The organism is Pseudomonas sp. FP818 (genome assembly GCF_030687335.1).
Lineage (GTDB): Bacteria > Pseudomonadota > Gammaproteobacteria > Pseudomonadales > Pseudomonadaceae > Aquipseudomonas > Aquipseudomonas shahriarae.
Window position 1 is genome coordinate 5898117 of sequence record NZ_CP117427.1, and the last position, 17286, is coordinate 5915402.

Genomic DNA, 17286 nt, shown 5'->3' on the forward strand with positions numbered 1-17286 from the left:
CCATGCGCGAACCAGGTCTCTTCAAACCAGCCCTGCTCTGGCTGCTGCTGTTGGCGCCGCTGTTTTTCAGCACATACGGCTTAGCCACCTGGGTCACCAGCCAGCGCAGCGACGTGGGCACCCTGGTATTCGGCTGGGAAACCCATATGCCGTTCTGGGCCTGGACCATCGTGCCCTACTGGTCGATCGACCTGCTCTACGGCTTCTCCCTGCTGCTGCCTAACAGCCGCCATGAGCTCAAGCAACATGCCCTGCGTCTGCTCAGTGCGCAGGTGATTGCCGTGAGCTGCTTCCTGCTATGGCCGCTGCGCTTCACCTTTGAGCGCCCGGAAATGGACGGCGTGTTCGGCTGGCTGTTTGCGGTACTGGCCGGGTTCGACAAACCGTTCAACCAGGCACCCTCGCTGCATATCGCTTTGCTGGTGATCCTGTGGGTGATGTACCAGCGGCATAGCCAAGGCCTGTGGCGCTGGCTGGTGCATGGCTGGTTCGCGCTGATTGGCATTTCGGTGCTGACCACTTACCAACACCACTTTATAGACTTACCCACAGGCGCCCTGGCCGGCTGGCTGTGTGTGTGGCTATGGCCGGTGGATCAACCCAGCCCGCTGTTGCATGCGCGGCCGGCCAAAGACCCGAAACGTTGGCGCCTGGGGTTGCGCTACGCCATGGGCGCCCTGGTGCTGACAATAGTGGCCTTTACCGGGGGCGGTGCCTGGCTATGGCTGCTGTGGCCTGCCGTCGCGGTGTTGCTGGTGGCGCTCAACTACTGGCTGCTGGGCGCCGCAGGCTTTCAGAAACGCGCCGATGGCCGCCTCAGCCCGGCAGCACGCTGGCTGTATGCGCCTTATCTCGCGGCGGCGTGGCTCAACTCGCGGCTGTGGACGCGCAAGCATCCGCAGCCTGACCGGGTTGTGGATAACGTATGGTTGGGGCGAATTCCGACGCCAGCGCAGCTGAGTTCTTTCAATGCGGTGGTCGATCTGTGTGCCGAATTGCCTGTTTATCCACAGGGCCGCGCTTACCATGCCCTGCCCGTCCTCGACCTGACCGCACCCACACCGGCACAGTGCCTGGAGGCGGCCCAAGCCATCGAGCGCTTGCGCGAGCACGGCCCGTTGCTGGTGTGCTGTGCCCTCGGCTATTCCCGCAGCGCCAGCGCCGTGGCCGCCTGGCTGCTGCACAGTGGACGGGCGGCCACGGTGGACGAGGCACTGGCTATTATTCGTACAGCACGATCGGATGTGGTCCTGCATGCCGATCACCGCCAAGCCTTGGGAGCACTGCCCTATGCCCGCTGATATGCAACTCCAGGTAGTCGCCAGCCTGCTGCGCCGCGGCCGTTCGCTGGATCAGTTATCCACAGGCCTGACCCTGCTCGGGGTACTGTTTGGCCTGGCGCAATTGTTGATGGTCAGTATCACACCGATCTGCCTGTTGCTCAGCCTGTGGATGATTATCCTCGGGCTGCTGCAAAAGTACTGGGCGCTACGGGTGGCCTTCGATGCCGACCTGTTTGCGCTGATGGCCAAGGACATAGAACGCACCGGCGAGCTGGACCAGACTCTGCAAACCCTGGGCCTGCAACCCGCCAACCGCGCAAGCCGGCCCTGGACCGAACGCCGGCGTGGCGCCCTCAAATTGCTGCGCAAACAGGCCTACCTGCTGGGTGCGCAAGTGTTACTGACATTGGCCGTCATCCTGGCCAGCCCGTGGCTGCCCTTCGCCGGATAAGGAATCCTTATGTTCGAACCCCTGGTCGCGACCCTGATTACCTCCATGGCCCGCACAGTGACCGGCGCCCGCAGCCTGTGGCTGGGCTGCGCCCCAGAACCCGTGCAGCGCATCTACTTTGCCAACCACAGCAGCCACGGCGACTTCGTGCTGCTGTGGGCGTCGTTGCCGCAGAACCTGCGCAAGGCCACGCGCCCGGTGGCCGGCACCGACTACTGGAACAAGAGCGCACTGCGCCGCTACATCATCAACCGGGTATTCAACGGCGTGCTGATCGACCGCGAACGCAAAGACCCTGTGGATAACCCGTTGCAACCGATGCTCGAAGCCCTGGAACACGGCGATTCGCTGATCATTTTCCCCGAAGGCACGCGCAACCTGGAGGATGGCCTGCTGCCCTTCAAGAGCGGCCTGTATCACCTGGCAAAAAGTTACCCACAGGCGCAACTGATCCCCGTGTGGATCGCCAACCTCAACCGCGTGATGCCCAAGGGCCGTGTGCTGCCACTGCCGCTGTTGTGCACCACCAGCTTTGGCGCACCGCTGCAGCTTGCAGACGGTGAAGACAAGGCCCTGTTTCTTGCCCGCAGCCGCGACGCCCTGCTCGCCCTCGCCCCGGAGCATTCCTGACATGGATAGCCAAACCCTGATGTTGTTCGGCGGCATCGGCATGATCCTGGTGCTCGCCTCGCTGATCGGCCTGATTCTCAAGCTGCGCACCCGTGGCACACCCAGTGCGGTGATCGACAACCTCAACGCCCGCATCAATGCCTGGTGGGTGATGGTGGTGGTGATCGGCGTCGCCTTCTGGCTCGGCACCGGTGCGGTAATCCTGCTGTTCTACGCCGTGTCGTTCTACGCCCTGCGCGAATTCCTCACCCTCACGCCCACCCGCCGCAGCGACTACCCCGCACTGGTCGCCGCGTTCTACCTGGCGCTGCCCCTGCAATACCTGCTGATCTACTTTGACTGGTACGGCCTGTTCTCGATCTTTATTCCGGTCTACGTGTTCCTCCTGCTGCCCATCCTTGCCTCGCTGGGCGGCGACAGCACGCACTTCCTGGAGCGCGCATCGAAAGTACAGTGGGGGCTGATGATCGCGGTGTTCTGCGTCTCCTTCGTACCCGCCCTGCTGACCCTCGACATCGTCGGCTACGAGGGCCGCAACCTGCTGCTGATCGCCTACCTGGTGATCGTGGTGCAGCTCTCGGACGTGTTGCAGTACGTGTGCGGCAAACTGTTCGGCAAACACAAAATCGCGCCCAACCTGTCACCGTCGAAGACCGTGGAAGGCTTTGTCGGCGGGATCCTGCTGTCCTCCCTGATCGGCGCCGCACTGTGGTGGACCACCCCGTTCAACCCCTGGCAGTCATTCCTGATTGCCCTGCTGATCAACCTGCTGGGCTTTGCCGGCGGGATTGTGATGTCGGCGATCAAGCGCGACCGAGGGGTGAAGGACTGGGGGCATATGATCGAAGGACACGGCGGGATGCTGGATCGGTTGGATTCGGTGTGTTTTGCGGCGCCGATTTTCTTTCATTTGGTGCGGTATTGGTGGACCTGAGCAGTACCCCACAGTACTGAAACGACAAGACCCGATGTCCGCCACGGACATCGGGTCTTGTGGATTTAGCGCAACTTACATCAGTGCTGTCGCTGATACAGCCCCAGGTTATCGACCTTGAAACTGCTGCAGGCGCCAGCATTGTCCAGATCAATCCGGATGCCCTTCACGTGCTGCAACGTCAACCAGCGCGGTGACGCATCCAATGGCACGATCAACGTCCCGTCCTCTGCATTGAAACGAACACTGGAGGCTTCGAGCGGCCCCTGCTGCCCATCACCCCACCAGAACACCTGCATACGCGGCTCGGCGGCGCGGCCTGAGCAGCGGAACTCGAACTTGAGCAGGCCAGCGTCGTGGCCAGACAGATTCAACGCAGACAAATCGAAACTCATCGACGGATCACCGCCATCCACTCGGTAGCTGTTTTCTTGTGCCACCAACTGATTGAGGCTTGGCTTTACGTTATCCAGATTGTTGATCAGGACCATCTTGTTGCTCAGGGAGACTTGGGAACGGCCCCAGGCAACCGGAATTTTCTTCAGGTCCGGTGATGCAAAAGCGCGCTGCAGCAAGGCTGCCTGGTATTCGGCGATCGCTTCGGGGCGAGGCTCGATCAGGCGTGGGTGGCTTATCGGGTCGGCATCCGAAACCTGCAACGCCGAGCCCTCCAGCCATACGCTTTGACCCGCGACACGTATCTCGCGAATCCGGCGAATTTCGCTCTGGTTGACCTGAATATGATCACCCACCTTCAACGCCGCCAACATACCCGGATCGGACACATAGAGCGCTGCGACAGCGCGATTGATGCCGTGGCTCCAGTTCGCATCGGTGAAGTCCATCAAAGGGATCTCGATGCTGGTGACTGGCGCTGAGGCGCTGCCCTTTTTGCGCCCGAGAATGAAGCCATCCACATAGAACGGCTCGTAATGATCGACAATGAACCGGTACAGGTACGGGTTACGCAACGCCAGCCCGCCGCCGTCGTGGATGATGTTCATTCCTTCCAGCAAGGCGATGGTCGGCAGGTCTTGTTTGAGGGTCTCGATAGCACGCAATTGCTGGGCTGGCGACACCATGTTGTACGCCGCCGTGACCGGCAGCAGTGGTCGATAGCCCAGGTAGAAGTACTGGGCGTTGCGGGAGGTCAGGTCCAGATAGGTTTCGCCGGCCGGAACATTGTCTGCCAATACTCGCGACAGTCGGGTCAGCCTGTCCCAGTGAGGAGGCTGTACAAAGGACCGGCCGATATTCGGCAGGCCTGCCGCCACGCCATCACTGATTCCCAACCCTTGCGTGCTGATAACGGCCGTGGTGGATTTGACCAGGGTTATTGATCGACACCTGCGTGAACCCCAAGGATGCGCTCATGCTCGCGGCCAGAACAACCATCACCACTTTATTGCGCGCACTGAGCATGCCCCAACACGCGATAGGCAGTAGGATCGCCCAGCCAAAGCTTGCCGCCAGCCCCGGACGAGACATACCGCCTGGATCGACGCGCCCCATCGAGTAAGGGATCAGCAACAACGCAAACAGGAACACGACCAACAGCGGCAGCAAGGCGTCGAGACGACGCTCGGGCGTTTGGAACCAGCGATGGACCAACAGCAGGCACGCCAGCGGAATAGCAATCCAGGACATACGCAACGCTTCAAACACAAAGCCTTTGCGCGCGCCCTCCCAGCTCAACGCCCATGGCACGCCGTAAGCCACCTGATTGATAGGCCCGTTTTCCAAGACATAACGGATGGCCCCCAACAGCATGATCCCCGCTGGCGTAACCACCGCCAACACCAGAAGCACCACGCTTGCGATCAAAATGCCCTTCAGTTTCCGAGGGCGTGGCGCTTTCCAGAGGTGCCAGGCGTAATAAGCAGCCATCACCCCAGATGCCGCCGCAAGCAGCAGCCCTTGTGGCGGAATTCCGAGGACTACCAGCGGTGCCGTGACCATCCAGACCAACAGCCAGCGCTCGGGACGCTGGCGCAACGACGGGCTCAGCCACAGGCAGAGAAACGGGATCAGAAACAGCCAGATAATGTTGGCCGTCAGGAAGAAGATGGCGGCGAACGCCAGCCCAATACTTCGCGAAAAATAATAGAGCGACAGGAATGCAGCAAACGATAACAGCGCGATGCTGAGGTTACCGACATGAATAATGCTGCCGGCAGAACCGTCATAAAACACAAATGACAAGAACTGGGTCAGGTCATCACCGATGACGCCGTGGGCAGGAATATAGTCAATGTAGGGAATGGCACCTTGCAGGTAGGACCACCAGCCCAACAGGCTTTCACCGAAGTGATAGTCGTCAGCGCTGATGTTGGGGAAAATGGTCGTGCCCATTTTCAAGCCCACCAACAAGCCGAAGAATGCGATAGGCGACAGCAACGTGGCAATGTCGCTAGTTGATGTATACCGACGGAAACGCCGCAGTACATCCACCACGCCCCAGACCAGCATTGCGATAACCAGTACCTTCAACCAGACCGTGGTCTCGTACTTGGAAATACTGCCATCTGGCTCCTGTATTCGAGCGGGGTACAGCGCCAGGTAAAAGGTCGACAATCCCAATTGACCGGCCATCACCAGCCACGAGGCAATTCGTGCAAAACCCTTGGGGCTCCACACGATGTACGCCATACCCAGGATCCATCCGACGATGGCTATCCCATAGGTAGGCTTGGCGTATCTGGACAGCTCAACCCCATTGGTCCAGGCAGCTGGCGCACGGCCCAGAGCCAACACTACCTCCAGCTGTACCAGCGCCAGCAACAGGATGCCGAGTGCCCCCAGGCCGAATACCCGAGGGTCGACATTAACTTTTTTGACCGCGCCAACTGTAACCGCCAAAGCAATAAACGAGACGCCAAACACCGAGCAGTAGAGGACTTTCGGCTCGAAGTCCGTCCCAAGCACCATGCATGCTATAGCGGTAATCGCCGGAAGCGACCACCACAACAGCTGGTTGGAAAAAACCAGCGCGCTGTCGCTACCGAATTGTTTCTTCTGACGCCCCATCAAGGACGTAAAAAACAGCAACGCGCAGAAAAGAACAGCGATGAATACCGGAGCAACCACCTGGTCCTGAAACTTGGTATCTGCGGTCCAACTGATGTAGCCCACGATGAAGTCGGCATACTTGGGTGCGGTCGAGATACCCAGACATAGCAACAGTGCAAACGCCGTAATAACCACGGTCGCCAGTACTGAAGAAACCCTTTCATTCATTTCCAGATGCTTGAACATTTAACTACCAGATCTTTAGTTGTACTTGCCAAAACAGGCTCGAAACAATACAGCCAGCACCGAAAGGTTGCCTTTCACGCTGCTGATCTTGGTAGGTACTTCGCCTTGGGGGTAGCGGCGCACCGTCGCCAGTTCTACGCAGCGATAGCCCAGTTTCGGCGCGCGGTACGACAGGTAGGCAAGCAGCTCATAGGTATTGAACACATCACGGAAGATTGCCATCTTCGGATCAATCAGCATCTTGCGGCTATAGGCACGAAAGCCCTGGGTGGTATCTGTCCACTTGAAGCCGGAAAACAGGCTCAGCATCGGCGCATGGATAAAACGGATCGCAAAATCGCGGGACTTGGGGGTGTTCTCCGCGACACCGCCCTCGACAAAACGCGAAGCCTGAACAAAATCCACACCCTGCTGCAGCGCTTCGATAAAGCGCGGGATGGCCTCTGGATCATCCTTGTCATTGCCATCAATGGTCACGATACCTTCGTAACCCTGGTCCAGGGCAAAAGCATAGGCGCAACGTAACTGCGCGCTCAACTTGCCAGGGGCAGTCTTGACCAGCAGGCCGCGCACACCCACCTGTTGCAGTGATTGCAACTCAAGCGAGCCATCAGAACTGCCACCATCGACGATGATGATGTCGGCCATGTCCGCAATGTTGAATGCCGCCATACGGGCGAGCAGGTTCTTGATCCGCTCGCCTTCGTTGATGACCGGAATGACCACGCACCAGGGGTGCTGGCGGCCCAACCAGAGTGGTGTGTCAAAGGACGGTACCTGCCAACCGGCACGTACATCGGGAGTAATATCAGAAGAATTCATTTTAATTTCCATCAAACGACGCGAGCTGTGATCAGCCCTACGCCAGCAATAACCAGGGCGATGCCGACTCCCGTGGTCCAATGGAAGGACTCACGGAAAAACAGCAGGGAAAACAGGGCGACCGTCGCAATAGCCCCAGCCGTCAGGACCGGGTGTGCCACGTTCAGCGGCAAACGGGCCAATGCTGCGGCATAGAGCAGGAACGCAGCACCATACAGGACCAGCCCGACCCAGAACGGCCAGTTGCTGAGTGCCGCCATCGGGTCGCTCAAGGAAGGGAATTTGCGCGGGGGCATCATCGCCATCTTCACCAGGACGCTGGCGGAGGCGTTCGACAGGATACCCAGGATCAAGATGATCCATTTGATGCTCATGCCGTCACCTCGTCGCAGGTGCGGTAATGCTGGCGAGCAACCTGCAGCGCACGCTCGATCGATTGCGCATGGGGTTCGGTCTTGGTCGCCACCATCTCAATGGTGACCACATGCTCGGGCAAGTAGTGGGCCACGGCACGTGCCATTTTTTCATGGTCAGTACCGCCGTCACCCAGCGGGAGCAGGTCCGGTTCACTGGCGTGGATATGCCCGATCAACTCGGCACAGTCCTCAAGCACAGTAAATGGGTCTTCACCGTTGATCGCCAACGCGCCGGTATCCAGTTGCATGCGGATAGCCGGGTGATCAATGGCCCGTACCACCACTGCGGTTTCAGCACTGGTGGTCATGAAGTTCGCCCCGTAACAGGTGGGGTTGGGCTCCAGGCAGATCGTGACACCACACGCCTGGGCGATATCGCCCAGTTTCCGGAAGAACAATACAGCAGCGTCCAGCGCCTGTTGATCAGTCAAACCACTGCGATCACGGTTCTTTGGCGAGCCAAACACAATCCGTGCTGCACCCAGGCCTGCGCCAATGCGGCACACGCCCGCCAGGTGTTGCAGCAAGGCCGCCTGACTTTGCTCGGAGCCGAATACATTCAGGCCCGTGGTGCCGAACAGCAGTGCCTGCATGCCGGTCAACGCAATCCCACGCTGCGCCCACCAATCCTTGACCTGCGCAATCTCTGCGTCCGTGGCCTTGGCAGGCTCCGGGAAGTATTTGCCCGGTGCAATATCAATCGCATCCACGGCAAAACGCGCAAGCAGTTCAGCGATGACTTCGTCCTCGGTGGTCTCCCACGCGATATTGGAAATCGCCAGCCTCATGCCTGTGCTCCCGATGCGGCCTTAAGCGGCTCCGATTGCGCATAGGCCCGTACGGCCTGCACGGTTTCACGAGCACTGTACTGATAGCGCCCAGTGCCACCAAATAGCTGCGCATGCTTGGTCTGCATGTCATAGGTAGCAGCAGCATTGGCCAGGGTATTGGTGAAAGGCTTGCCAAAGCCCTTCTGCGAAATGTCGGCGACACTCACTGCCTGAGCAGTCAGGTGGACCAGCTTGAGCCCCGCATCGAGTGCGGTCTGAATGTCATACCACAGGTTGATCATCGGGTAGAACTGGAACACGCCCCGGCTATCGATCGCCTGCAGGTTGTTGTCATTGAGGAAGTCAAAAATCACGTTCTTACGCAATCCAGGCCCGACGAGCCCCGGCAGGCGAACGATCAAGTGATTCGGAAAATGACTTTCAACGAAGGTTTCCAGCAGCCGACGGTGCAGGCCGTAAGCATGTAGGCCGGACTCATCGACGGGAGTGTCTTCATCGACGCCGATGGGGCTCTTGAACACGTCCACCGTACTGATCAGCACGAAGGTCTTGCATTGGATGGTTTTCAGGTGGGCGATCAGTGCTTCGATCTTCTCGCGGTCGGCCTCAGGCTCGCGGTTGGCAATCCATTTTTGCGCCGGGGCGCCGGCACAGACCACAAGTTCAAAGGATTTTCCTTCTATCTCACCGATGTTGGTGGACCGGTACAAGTCCTCGAATGAAGCCTGTTTAAGAAGCGTGCCCCCGACAAACCCGGAGAAACCAATAAGCGAATTCATCTTTTTCCGCTCCAAACCTGAAGTTTTATTAACCTTGATGGGAAAAACTCTCGGTATCGAGTTTTTCAAGCACATCGTAAATGTTGTCTATCTTGCCACCCAGCACGGAGAAGCAACCTGGCAACTCGGCATGCTTCTCGAAAAGAATCGGGCGTCCATCATCCCCTTCGTTCTTCACCAGGATGGTCTTGACCTCGAACAGCGAATCCTTGTGTTGGGCCTTGAGCACTTCAGGGATATACCGGCCGACGTCCCTGACCATCCGATCGACCCGTGTATCGCGCTCATATAGCCGCAGCTTCTCATAGGGATCGAGGCCTTTTTCATCGTTCCAGTGCAAATGCGGCGTATAGCGTACATGGGACAAGGTATGCAGCCCACGGGCCGGGAACGGCATCAGTGAAAAGAACGGCCCATCCATCACCGTGACCCCCAACCCTTCGAGGGATTCGGGCATCTGCATCAAGGCCATTTCCGTGATCTCTTGCTTGAGGCCGGTACTGACCCCCGCGAAATCACCTGCAAACTGATTGAGGCCACTGTACGTACAGTTGAAGACGTACCGACAAGTCGTCAGCGCTTCCTCGCCCTGGGAGGTTTGGGTGACCACTTGCAAAGGCGCCTCGGTGCCCCTGGAAATCGAAGTGACTCGTGTCCGGTAGCGGATCTGCACACCGCTTTCTGCCAGCTCGCGAGCTGCCCAGGCTGCCAGGCGAGTAGTGTCGAACGCATATTCTTCGACCAGGAATACTTCTTCGATCAAGCGTGGTTCGAACAAGTCGCGCAGCGCTGGATCGGCAGGTTTCAGGTCCGCACCGATGTCCCGGCAAAAACGCTCGAACTGCTTGGCCGTGACCTTGGAGTTGCGCCGGGCAATGGCATACAGCTTGGTAAAGTCCTGCTTGACCACCTGTGGCCAGTCCTGGACAAACTTGGGCAAGTTGACCCGGCTGCGATAGGCCGTGGTGAAGCTGCGCGGGTAGTGGTAGCCGTTATGCACACGCGCCTGGTTGTTGTAACTGGCGCGCATCATCAGTGCCGGCTCGCGCTCTATCAACAGGATCCGTTTGAAGCCCCGTTGCTTGGCCAGGTAAACCGCAATGGCTGCACCGTAAAACCCCCCACCGATGATGACGGCATCCTGCTCAGGCTGGCTGGCTTGGGCGCTCGACATCAGGAAACTCGTTCGGAGGGCTGAGCCTTGGGCACGACCGAACCCGACGCTACCTCTTCAATGTTCAGCTTCTCGCGCCGGGTCATGCGTGCACTGGTGAACTCCTGGCCTACATGGTAGAGCGGCCCTTCATTCGACAGGCTGGCCATATTGAGGATGTACTCACCCAGTACCAGCAACACCAGTGAGATCAGGAAAAACATGCCCGACTGTTGCAACGAGAAACTGATCCAGCCAGGTGCTACATCAGCCTTGAAGATACCCACCGAGATCACATAGACGCAGTACACCAGGTTGGCAACCGCACCAAACAGCGAAAGGTAGGTCACCAGACGCATGGGCGCTCGCGTGGTGGAAACCAGCAAACGCACGCCGCGATCAATACTGTCGCCCAGGCGCTTGGGGCTGGAAGCCTGGGGCACGGCGCTGTACTTGAGATAGGCCCGGGCAAAACCACCGGTGGCCGGCAGGTGGCGGTACGTCATCGAAGGCTGGGGGTGTTGCAGGATGAAGTTGATTACGCGCTTGCTCAGGATGCGGTACTGAGGTGCTTCCTTGGCGAGATGGACCCCGTTGAAGCGGTTGTACATGCTGTGGAACACCGCATTCGCCCAACGATAAGCCAGGCTCTGGGTGCTCTTTTGTTCGTTGTGGGCAAAGACGACATCGGCGCCGCTCACCGCTTGATCAAGCATCTGTGGAACGAAGTTGATGTCGTCCACCAGCGGGTCGATGACCGCAACATAGTCACCCAAGGCATTTTCCAGACCGACCCAGGATGCGGTGTCGGTGTCCACTTCCTTGGTCAATGCATAGACCTGCAAGTTGGCTAGGCCTTTCTCGCTCGTCAGGCCCTTCAAGACCATGACACTGTCATCATCGGACGCGTTATCAACAACGATCAGCTCATAGTCACTGACTGTTTTCGCAATGACTTCGGCAGCTTCGGACAGTATTTTTTCTATTTTATCGCCCTGATTACGAACGACAAAAACGACAGATAAAAAACAGGGAAAATAAGCCATCACCAACTCTCGCAAAAATTAATTAAAAGACTGGATGAGTCGTTTATCCGAGATCGCCATAGATAGCCGGAATGCCTCACACCACTGACCGAGAGTTTCAGAACCGCAGGGTCATCACTGCCGAGAAGGGGTAGCCATTGCCAAACGTTCAAATCGCTCTTCCTTGAAGCAGTTGGCTCAAAGCACGCCCGAAACAGCGGCCAAGCCAGAAAAACCGGGGGCGCGGCAAAATAGACAAACGCTATCGAACCTGGTGCCAGCCCAAAGTTGCGCAGGATCATAACACAAAAAAAGGCGCCCCAACGACGCCGAAATGGCGTTATGCCAGCCTTGAGACCGGGATAACAAACACCTTGATCCGTCTACTAAATCATCGTTTCAAAAGAGTTAATTAATTAAAAATCTTATTCATTTCTATTGTTCAAGTCGGTCAATAGTATTCTGTCAGGCTAGGCTGCAAGTAGTTAATCTCAGATCAAGTACTAGGACTTATCGGGATGACCAGCGCAAATAAAATATCCGGCTAAGGCATAGATCAACTCATCGAGACTTTTGGAGGACTTGAAGTTTATCCTATGAATTTAGAGAGTTAAAACTGTTGCACCCAGTAATGATACGACATCCACGTACATTTCCTCTGGGTCGGACCCAGGGCCAGAAGGAGCAGCGCTGTCGGCTTCATAGAGTGCTTGGCTGGGGCAGGGTTCGGCATTACCCGCGTTATGTCTTAACATGGTCGGTTGCCCAAAGAGCCGTCATGGCCAAAGCCATGACGGGCTTCCATCCTTTACAAGTAAGTGTGATGAAGATGAACAAGCCTTTCATTTCGCTGTGCCCTGAAATTACTCGGGCGCACGCGCTGACGCTGATGGATTGGTTGGAGGATGAACGCGTCACCTGCTATCTGAGCGATTCGCGTCATGTCTCCCGCTCCATCGAGCAAGTCATCGATCGGACTCAATCGCCGATCCTGACCCATCTATTCAACCAGGGCGGCCGATTCTTCATGGCCTATGACCGACATGACGCCCCGGTGGGCTTTGTCCGTCTGATCAAGACCGGCTCAGATTGCGAGATAGTCCTGGTCATCGGAGACAGCGATAAATGGGGCCAGAACCTTGGCGCCCGCACGATTCGCGAAGGCATGAAACTGGCCTTCCTCGACATGCGGGCCAAGAAGCTCATCGCCAAGATCCACCCGGACAACGCGCGCTCGCTGAACGCCTTTCTACGCAGCGGCTTTCTGCTTGAAGGCGAAACGCCGACATTGAAGTCATTTTCCATGACGGCGGGGCGCTATCTCCAGTTCTTGCGCGAAGGTGCCGCTGGCGACGCCACCAGGATCTACATTACGGAAATCGACAAGGCCAGGCTCGAAAGCCTAATCGCGCTCGAGCAAGGCCCGACCGTTGTTGAACTCGAACATGAGCTTGAACGAGCCATTGTCGTCAAGCCGCAGCAGGTGGCGTGCAATGTCGTCACGATGAACTCTAGAGCCTTGCTGCAACTGGACGAAGAAGAGATCGAAGTGGCCTTGGTCTACCCTGAAGACGCGGACAGCACCGCAGGGAAGCACTCCGTGTATTCTGACATCGGCGCCGCCATCCTGGGCTATCAGGAGGGGGACGCCATCGACTGGCGAATTTCTGATCGGACCCGTCGGATTGAAATCAGGAAAGTGCTTTACCAGCCCGAGGCGGCGGGCCACTTCCACCTGTAATTGCACCTTTTGCTAGGAGCTGTAAGGAGAGAAGGACGTCGTTTGGAGCCCCGAGGGGCCCCAAGCGGGACAGTTTTCAATCCTGAAACCATGCCCTTGAAATTAGAGAATTCAAACTGTCGCAGGAGGCCCTCGTTTTTTGCGGCCTGTGGGGAAGCGCAGATGAGGCGCGGGAAGAAATTCGCAAGTCAGTAGCTGCGTATACCCCCAACCAGGTTTCACTCCAGATTGAATTCATCAGCCGGGAGTAGGAACTGAGGAGCACGTGATTTGCTTCTCAGTCGCTCGGAACATCAAATGTCGAGGGAACCACACGCATGGAAAAGTCGATGGCTTATGTTGCGCACGACTCAACTCAATCAAAGCCTTTCCAGAACATCCACCTTGGATCACCCACTTATGGGGTCGCGCTATCAAGCATTTGACGATCTCCTATTTGACTAAGGTGATTGGTATATCTGAGAGCTGAATCACCTTTGCCGCAACAGAGCCCAGAAAAATCCCTGCAAGAAAGCCGTTGCCATGTGAGCCTAGGATGATGCTGTCACATCCTAAAGAGTGGGAGCACCCCACGATTTGGCTTGCTGCATCGCCTTGTAGGGTATGAAGTGTAAATGCAATCCCTTCCTGCTTCAGAAGCACCCCAGCGTTTTGTGAGTCCTCAGCACTTTTATCACCGTAGTAACGATCAATCTCATCCGCACTCATGTCGTGTGCAATTCGCGTTGGTAAAAGTGGCTGCACATTCAGCAGATGCACCTCAACACTTCCGCCCAGCAATCCGCCCTCTTGGATCAACCCAATAAGGTAACGCACCGCGCGCTCCGAATGCTCGGAACCATCGACAGCTACAAGTATTTTATGCATTTTCTAAATCCTCTTTCAGTGGCATGAAGATGCTTGTCGTTTGGGGATTGCCAGCTTGCAATCAGTTCTACTCGGACAGGCGGATTCGAATCTGTTTTTCAATCTCGATGATCGCAAAGAGCGCAACACCAACCCCGATGATAAGTAGGCCATCCAGGAAGGGGATCGCTTCTGTGGCAAACACCTTTTGCAGCGGTGGCGCGTAGGTGATGCCGAACTGAGCCAAGGTCACCACTGCGACGGTCATCCACACGACCTTGGTGCCACGAATGCCCCTCCAGGTAAGCGATGTGCTGTAGAGATTACGAATGAAGAACAGATGGAATATTTCCATCACGACTAACGTATTCACCGCCATGGTACGGGCCAACTCCACGGAGTAGCCACGGTCGAGCGCATAAGAAAAAATGCCGTAAACGCCGCAGAGGAACAGAATTGAAACAAGTACCATATGCCAAACCAATGCACCGCTTATCAGAGGCTCTTTGCGCGAACGGGGCGGTCTGCGCATTGTGTTTTCTTCGGTAGGCTCGAACGCCAGTGCGATGCCAAGTGTCACGGCGGTAATCAGATTGATCCACAGAATCTGTATCGCCGTGACCGGCAGTGTAAGGCCGAGCAGCAGGGCCACGATGATGGTCATGGTCTCGCCCGCGTTGGTAGGCAGCGTCCAGCTCAACACTTTTTTGATGTTGTCGTAGACTGTCCGCCCTTCGCGCACTGCCGCCACGATGGATGCGAAGTTGTCGTCGGCCAGCACCAGGTCTGCAGCTTCCTTGGCGGCTTCACTGCCCTTCCCCCCCATGGCAATACCCGCATCGGCACGCTTCAACGCGGGTGCGTCGTTGACGCCATCGCCGGTCATTGCCACGGTCATGCCATTCGATTGCAGCAGCATGACCAACCTGAGTTTATGTTCAGGGCTGGTACGTGCAAAGATATTGACGTTCTTCACCGCCTCCTTGAGCGCTGCATCGTTCATGGAGTCCAGGTCTATACCAGTCAGCACATTGTCGGGATTTTGCAAGCCAATCTGCCGACCGATTGCGGCGGCGGTGCCGCCATGATCGCCAGTGATCATTTTTACGACAATGCCCGCCGCCTGGCATTGTTGAACGGCCTCTATCGTCTCGGGTCTCGGCGGATCAATTAGCCCGACCATACCCAACAAGGTTAGCTTCCCTTGCACGTCCCCAAACTCCAACACGGTGTGCTCTGGCTGAACTGATCTAGCGGCAAACGCCAATACACGCTGCCCTTTTGCGGCGATAGTGTTCGCCTGTTCGTACCAGTAGTCCGCGTTGAGGGGCTCCGTCACGCCGGCGGTTACGAACTGCTGCGTGCTCATGGCCAGTATTTGCTCCGGCGCGCCTTTTACATAGATAGAGGCATGGCGATCATGATTGTGATGGAGGGTCGCCATAAAGCGGTGTTTCGCGTCAAACGGAATGGCATCGGTTCGTGGCCAGGTACGATGATCTTCATCGCTATCGATTCCAGCTTTTCCGGAAAACGCCAGCAAGGCCCCCTCCATCGGATCCCCCTCCACCGTCCATACATCCTCATGCAGGCGCAGCGAGGCATCGTTGCAAAGACCTGCTGCTCGCCCCAATTCTGAGAGCGCGGGGTGAGATGATATGTCGATTAACTGATCGGCAAGACTGATGCTTCCCGCTGGCTGATAACCTGCACCATCAACCGTGAAGAGCAGATCGCTCGTGACGACCGTTGCGACCATCATTTCGTTGCGGGTCAGTGTGCCGGTTTTGTCAGTGCAGATAACGGATACCGAGCCGAGTGTTTCGATGGCCGGCAGGCGACGCACGATAGCGTTGCGGCGAGCCATTGCACGAACGCCGACAGCCAGCGTGATGGTAAGGACGGCGGGCAGTCCTTCAGGTATCGCCGCTACCGACATCCCCACCACGACCATGAAGATCTCTGTGAACTCGTAGTGCCCGACATAATGGCCGAACACGAGCAGAAGGCCGCCGACTAACAAGATCAAGATCGTCAGCCAACGTGCAAATATATTCATTTGCTGCACCAGCGGCGTGGTCAGCGTTTCAACTCCAGCAAGCAGCGTACTGATGCGCCCTATTTCAGCTGCTGCTGCGGTAGCAATTACAACCCCGGTTGCTTGGCCGCAAGTCACGAGCGTGCCACTGAACGCCATGCAGGTACGATCACCCAGAGCGGCTTCAACACCCACTGGTTCGGTGTGTTTCTCTACCGGTACGGATTCACCGGTGAGAATTGCTTCTTGGATTTGCAGTCTATTCACGTGCAGCAGGCGTAGATCAGCAGGTACTTTGTCTCCGGCCTCCAGCAATACAATGTCGCCCGGTACTAACTCCTCGCCTACAACACTCAAACGTTGACTCGCACGAATCACGGCGGCGTGCGGCGCCAGCATCTGCCGGATAGCGTCCATGGCCTTTTCCGCTTTACCCTCTTGGACATAACCTATGATTGCGTTTGCAATAACCACTGCAAGAATCACCACCGTGTCCCACAGATGCTGCAGCATCGCGGTAATCGCAGCGGATCCTAAAAGCACATAAATCAGAATGTTGTGAAATTGCAGCATGAATCGCAGCCACGCGGGTCGCCGTGCGGCTTCTGGCAAACGATTGAAACCCGTGCGGGCAAGCCGCGCTTGAACTTCGGCGGCCTCCAGCCCGACATGCTCATTGACCTCAAGCAGGTTTGTCACCTGCTCTGCAGGTAGGGAGTGCCAGGCCACGGAATGCGGAGGGATTGGTGTTTGCTCCGTTGATGCGTCGACCACCTGCTTCATCAATGAGTATCTCCTGTGTGCACAGCTCAAGTGAGACGGGCTGAGGTGATCATGAGCGAGCGTGGGAATATAAGACTGAAAACATTATTTTTCGGTCTTACATCCTATAGTTCCTTCTAGCTGACAGGAACTATAGATGTAACGCAATCAACCGGTTGGCAATTACTGATGCAGATCAAATTATCAATAGCAATTAATGTGACAAAATGTTTTGGTGAAAAATTTAATTTTCTAGATTTTCATCCAATGGTGCAGGCAACCGAATACTGCGCAAAGCAAAAACGGGGAGGCATAAATACTACTGCTGACTTTTAATAAAACTCTGTTTATTCAGTATAT

15 protein-coding genes are annotated in these 17286 nt (G+C 56.7%); 5 read left to right on the forward strand and 10 right to left on the reverse strand.

Features of this window, described 5'->3' with window-relative positions:
• Positions 1–2 precede the first annotated feature (2 nt).
• The 4 genes from PSH80_RS27035 to PSH80_RS27050 are packed head-to-tail and all read left to right on the forward strand — an operon-like array spanning position 3 to position 3298.
• Entirely contained in the window at positions 3–1301 is a 1299-nt protein-coding gene (locus PSH80_RS27035) for a phosphatase PAP2/dual specificity phosphatase family protein (protein ID WP_057961224.1), read from the forward strand.
• Positions 1291–1734: a hypothetical protein gene (locus tag PSH80_RS27040; protein ID WP_198799720.1), complete on the forward strand. Its 444-nt coding sequence runs from the start codon at positions 1291–1293 to the stop codon at positions 1732–1734. Before PSH80_RS27035 ends, PSH80_RS27040 begins: the two co-directional genes overlap by 11 nt.
• A 9-nt stretch (positions 1735–1743) precedes the next feature.
• Positions 1744–2364 (forward strand): 1-acyl-sn-glycerol-3-phosphate acyltransferase, encoded by a 621-nt coding sequence (locus tag PSH80_RS27045; protein ID WP_057440592.1) that lies wholly within the window; start codon positions 1744–1746, stop codon positions 2362–2364.
• A gap of 1 nt (position 2365) precedes the next feature.
• On the forward strand, positions 2366–3298 hold the full coding sequence (locus PSH80_RS27050; protein WP_120734380.1) for a phosphatidate cytidylyltransferase: 933 nt from the start codon (positions 2366–2368) through the stop codon (positions 3296–3298).
• Between the two features lie 80 nt (positions 3299–3378).
• Here the strand turns inward: PSH80_RS27050 and PSH80_RS27055 are convergent, their stop codons facing one another.
• From PSH80_RS27055 to PSH80_RS27090, 8 genes are all read right to left on the reverse strand, one after another.
• On the reverse strand, positions 3379–4491 hold the full coding sequence (locus PSH80_RS27055; protein WP_305418694.1) for a hypothetical protein: 1113 nt from the start codon (positions 4489–4491) through the stop codon (positions 3379–3381).
• Positions 4492–4576: 85 nt separating this feature from the next.
• The gene (locus PSH80_RS27060; protein ID WP_305418695.1) at positions 4577–6553 is read right to left on the reverse strand and encodes a hypothetical protein; all 1977 of its coding nucleotides are present in this window, start codon (positions 6551–6553) and stop codon (positions 4577–4579) included.
• 15 nt (positions 6554–6568) lie between these two features.
• Entirely contained in the window at positions 6569–7375 is an 807-nt protein-coding gene (locus tag PSH80_RS27065) for a glycosyltransferase family 2 protein (protein WP_057440593.1), read from the reverse strand.
• 11 nt (positions 7376–7386) lie between these two features.
• The gene (locus PSH80_RS27070) at positions 7387–7743 is read right to left on the reverse strand and encodes an SMR family transporter (RefSeq protein WP_057440644.1); all 357 of its coding nucleotides are present in this window, start codon (positions 7741–7743) and stop codon (positions 7387–7389) included.
• A gap of 2 nt (positions 7744–7745) precedes the next feature.
• Positions 7746–8579: a sugar phosphate isomerase/epimerase gene (locus tag PSH80_RS27075; RefSeq protein ID WP_057440594.1), complete on the reverse strand. Its 834-nt coding sequence runs from the start codon at positions 8577–8579 to the stop codon at positions 7746–7748.
• On the reverse strand, positions 8576–9430 hold the full coding sequence (locus PSH80_RS27080) for a pyridine nucleotide transhydrogenase (RefSeq protein WP_318268887.1): 855 nt from the start codon (positions 9428–9430) through the stop codon (positions 8576–8578). The genes PSH80_RS27075 and PSH80_RS27080 overlap by 4 nt, the downstream gene beginning before the upstream one ends.
• Positions 9390–10535 carry an FAD-binding oxidoreductase gene (locus PSH80_RS27085; RefSeq protein WP_057961229.1) on the reverse strand — a complete coding sequence of 382 codons (1146 nt, stop codon included), beginning with the start codon at positions 10533–10535 and terminating at the stop codon, positions 9390–9392. Before PSH80_RS27085 ends, PSH80_RS27080 begins: the two co-directional genes overlap by 41 nt.
• Complete coding sequence (locus PSH80_RS27090; protein WP_057440597.1) at positions 10535–11560, reverse strand: glycosyltransferase; 1026 nt, start codon at positions 11558–11560, stop codon at positions 10535–10537. Before PSH80_RS27090 ends, PSH80_RS27085 begins: the two co-directional genes overlap by 1 nt.
• 757 nt (positions 11561–12317) lie before the next feature.
• Here PSH80_RS27090 and PSH80_RS27095 point away from each other — a divergent pair.
• Complete coding sequence (locus tag PSH80_RS27095; protein WP_169989914.1) at positions 12318–13280, forward strand: bifunctional GNAT family N-acetyltransferase/nucleoside diphosphate kinase regulator; 963 nt, start codon at positions 12318–12320, stop codon at positions 13278–13280.
• A 432-nt stretch (positions 13281–13712) separates the two neighbouring features.
• Here PSH80_RS27095 and PSH80_RS27100 read toward each other — a convergent pair whose 3' ends face one another.
• Both PSH80_RS27100 and PSH80_RS27105 read right to left on the reverse strand, forming a co-directional pair.
• A complete protein-coding gene (locus PSH80_RS27100; RefSeq protein WP_057961231.1) occupies positions 13713–14147 on the reverse strand; it encodes a universal stress protein in 435 nt (144 codons plus the stop codon).
• A 67-nt stretch (positions 14148–14214) separates the two neighbouring features.
• Positions 14215–16947, reverse strand: a complete 2733-nt coding sequence (locus tag PSH80_RS27105; protein ID WP_152988018.1) for a cation-transporting P-type ATPase — start codon at positions 16945–16947, stop codon at positions 14215–14217.
• Positions 16948–17286: the final 339 nt, after the last annotated feature.

What these genes read in the sequence shown, in the direction of transcription:
- PSH80_RS27045 (WP_057440592.1), top strand. Translation starts at nt 1,744, where the DNA reads ATGTTCGAACCCCTGGTCGCGACCCTGATTACCTCCATGGCCCGCACA.
- PSH80_RS27040 (WP_198799720.1), top strand. Translation starts at nt 1,291, where the DNA reads ATGCCCGCTGATATGCAACTCCAGGTAGTCGCCAGCCTGCTGCGCCGC.
- PSH80_RS27060 (WP_305418695.1), bottom strand. Translation starts at nt 6,553, where the DNA reads ATGTTCAAGCATCTGGAAATGAATGAAAGGGTTTCTTCAGTACTGGCG.
- PSH80_RS27100 (WP_057961231.1), bottom strand. Translation starts at nt 14,147, where the DNA reads ATGCATAAAATACTTGTAGCTGTCGATGGTTCCGAGCATTCGGAGCGC.
- PSH80_RS27095 (WP_169989914.1), top strand. Translation starts at nt 12,318, where the DNA reads ATGGCCAAAGCCATGACGGGCTTCCATCCTTTACAAGTAAGTGTGATG.
- PSH80_RS27065 (WP_057440593.1), bottom strand. Translation starts at nt 7,375, where the DNA reads ATGAATTCTTCTGATATTACTCCCGATGTACGTGCCGGTTGGCAGGTA.
- PSH80_RS27090 (WP_057440597.1), bottom strand. Translation starts at nt 11,560, where the DNA reads ATGGCTTATTTTCCCTGTTTTTTATCTGTCGTTTTTGTCGTTCGTAAT.
- PSH80_RS27050 (WP_120734380.1), top strand. Translation starts at nt 2,366, where the DNA reads ATGGATAGCCAAACCCTGATGTTGTTCGGCGGCATCGGCATGATCCTG.
- PSH80_RS27035 (WP_057961224.1), top strand. Translation starts at nt 3, where the DNA reads ATGCGCGAACCAGGTCTCTTCAAACCAGCCCTGCTCTGGCTGCTGCTG.
- PSH80_RS27105 (WP_152988018.1), bottom strand. Translation starts at nt 16,947, where the DNA reads ATGAAGCAGGTGGTCGACGCATCAACGGAGCAAACACCAATCCCTCCG.
- PSH80_RS27075 (WP_057440594.1), bottom strand. Translation starts at nt 8,579, where the DNA reads ATGAGGCTGGCGATTTCCAATATCGCGTGGGAGACCACCGAGGACGAA.
- PSH80_RS27085 (WP_057961229.1), bottom strand. Translation starts at nt 10,535, where the DNA reads ATGTCGAGCGCCCAAGCCAGCCAGCCTGAGCAGGATGCCGTCATCATC.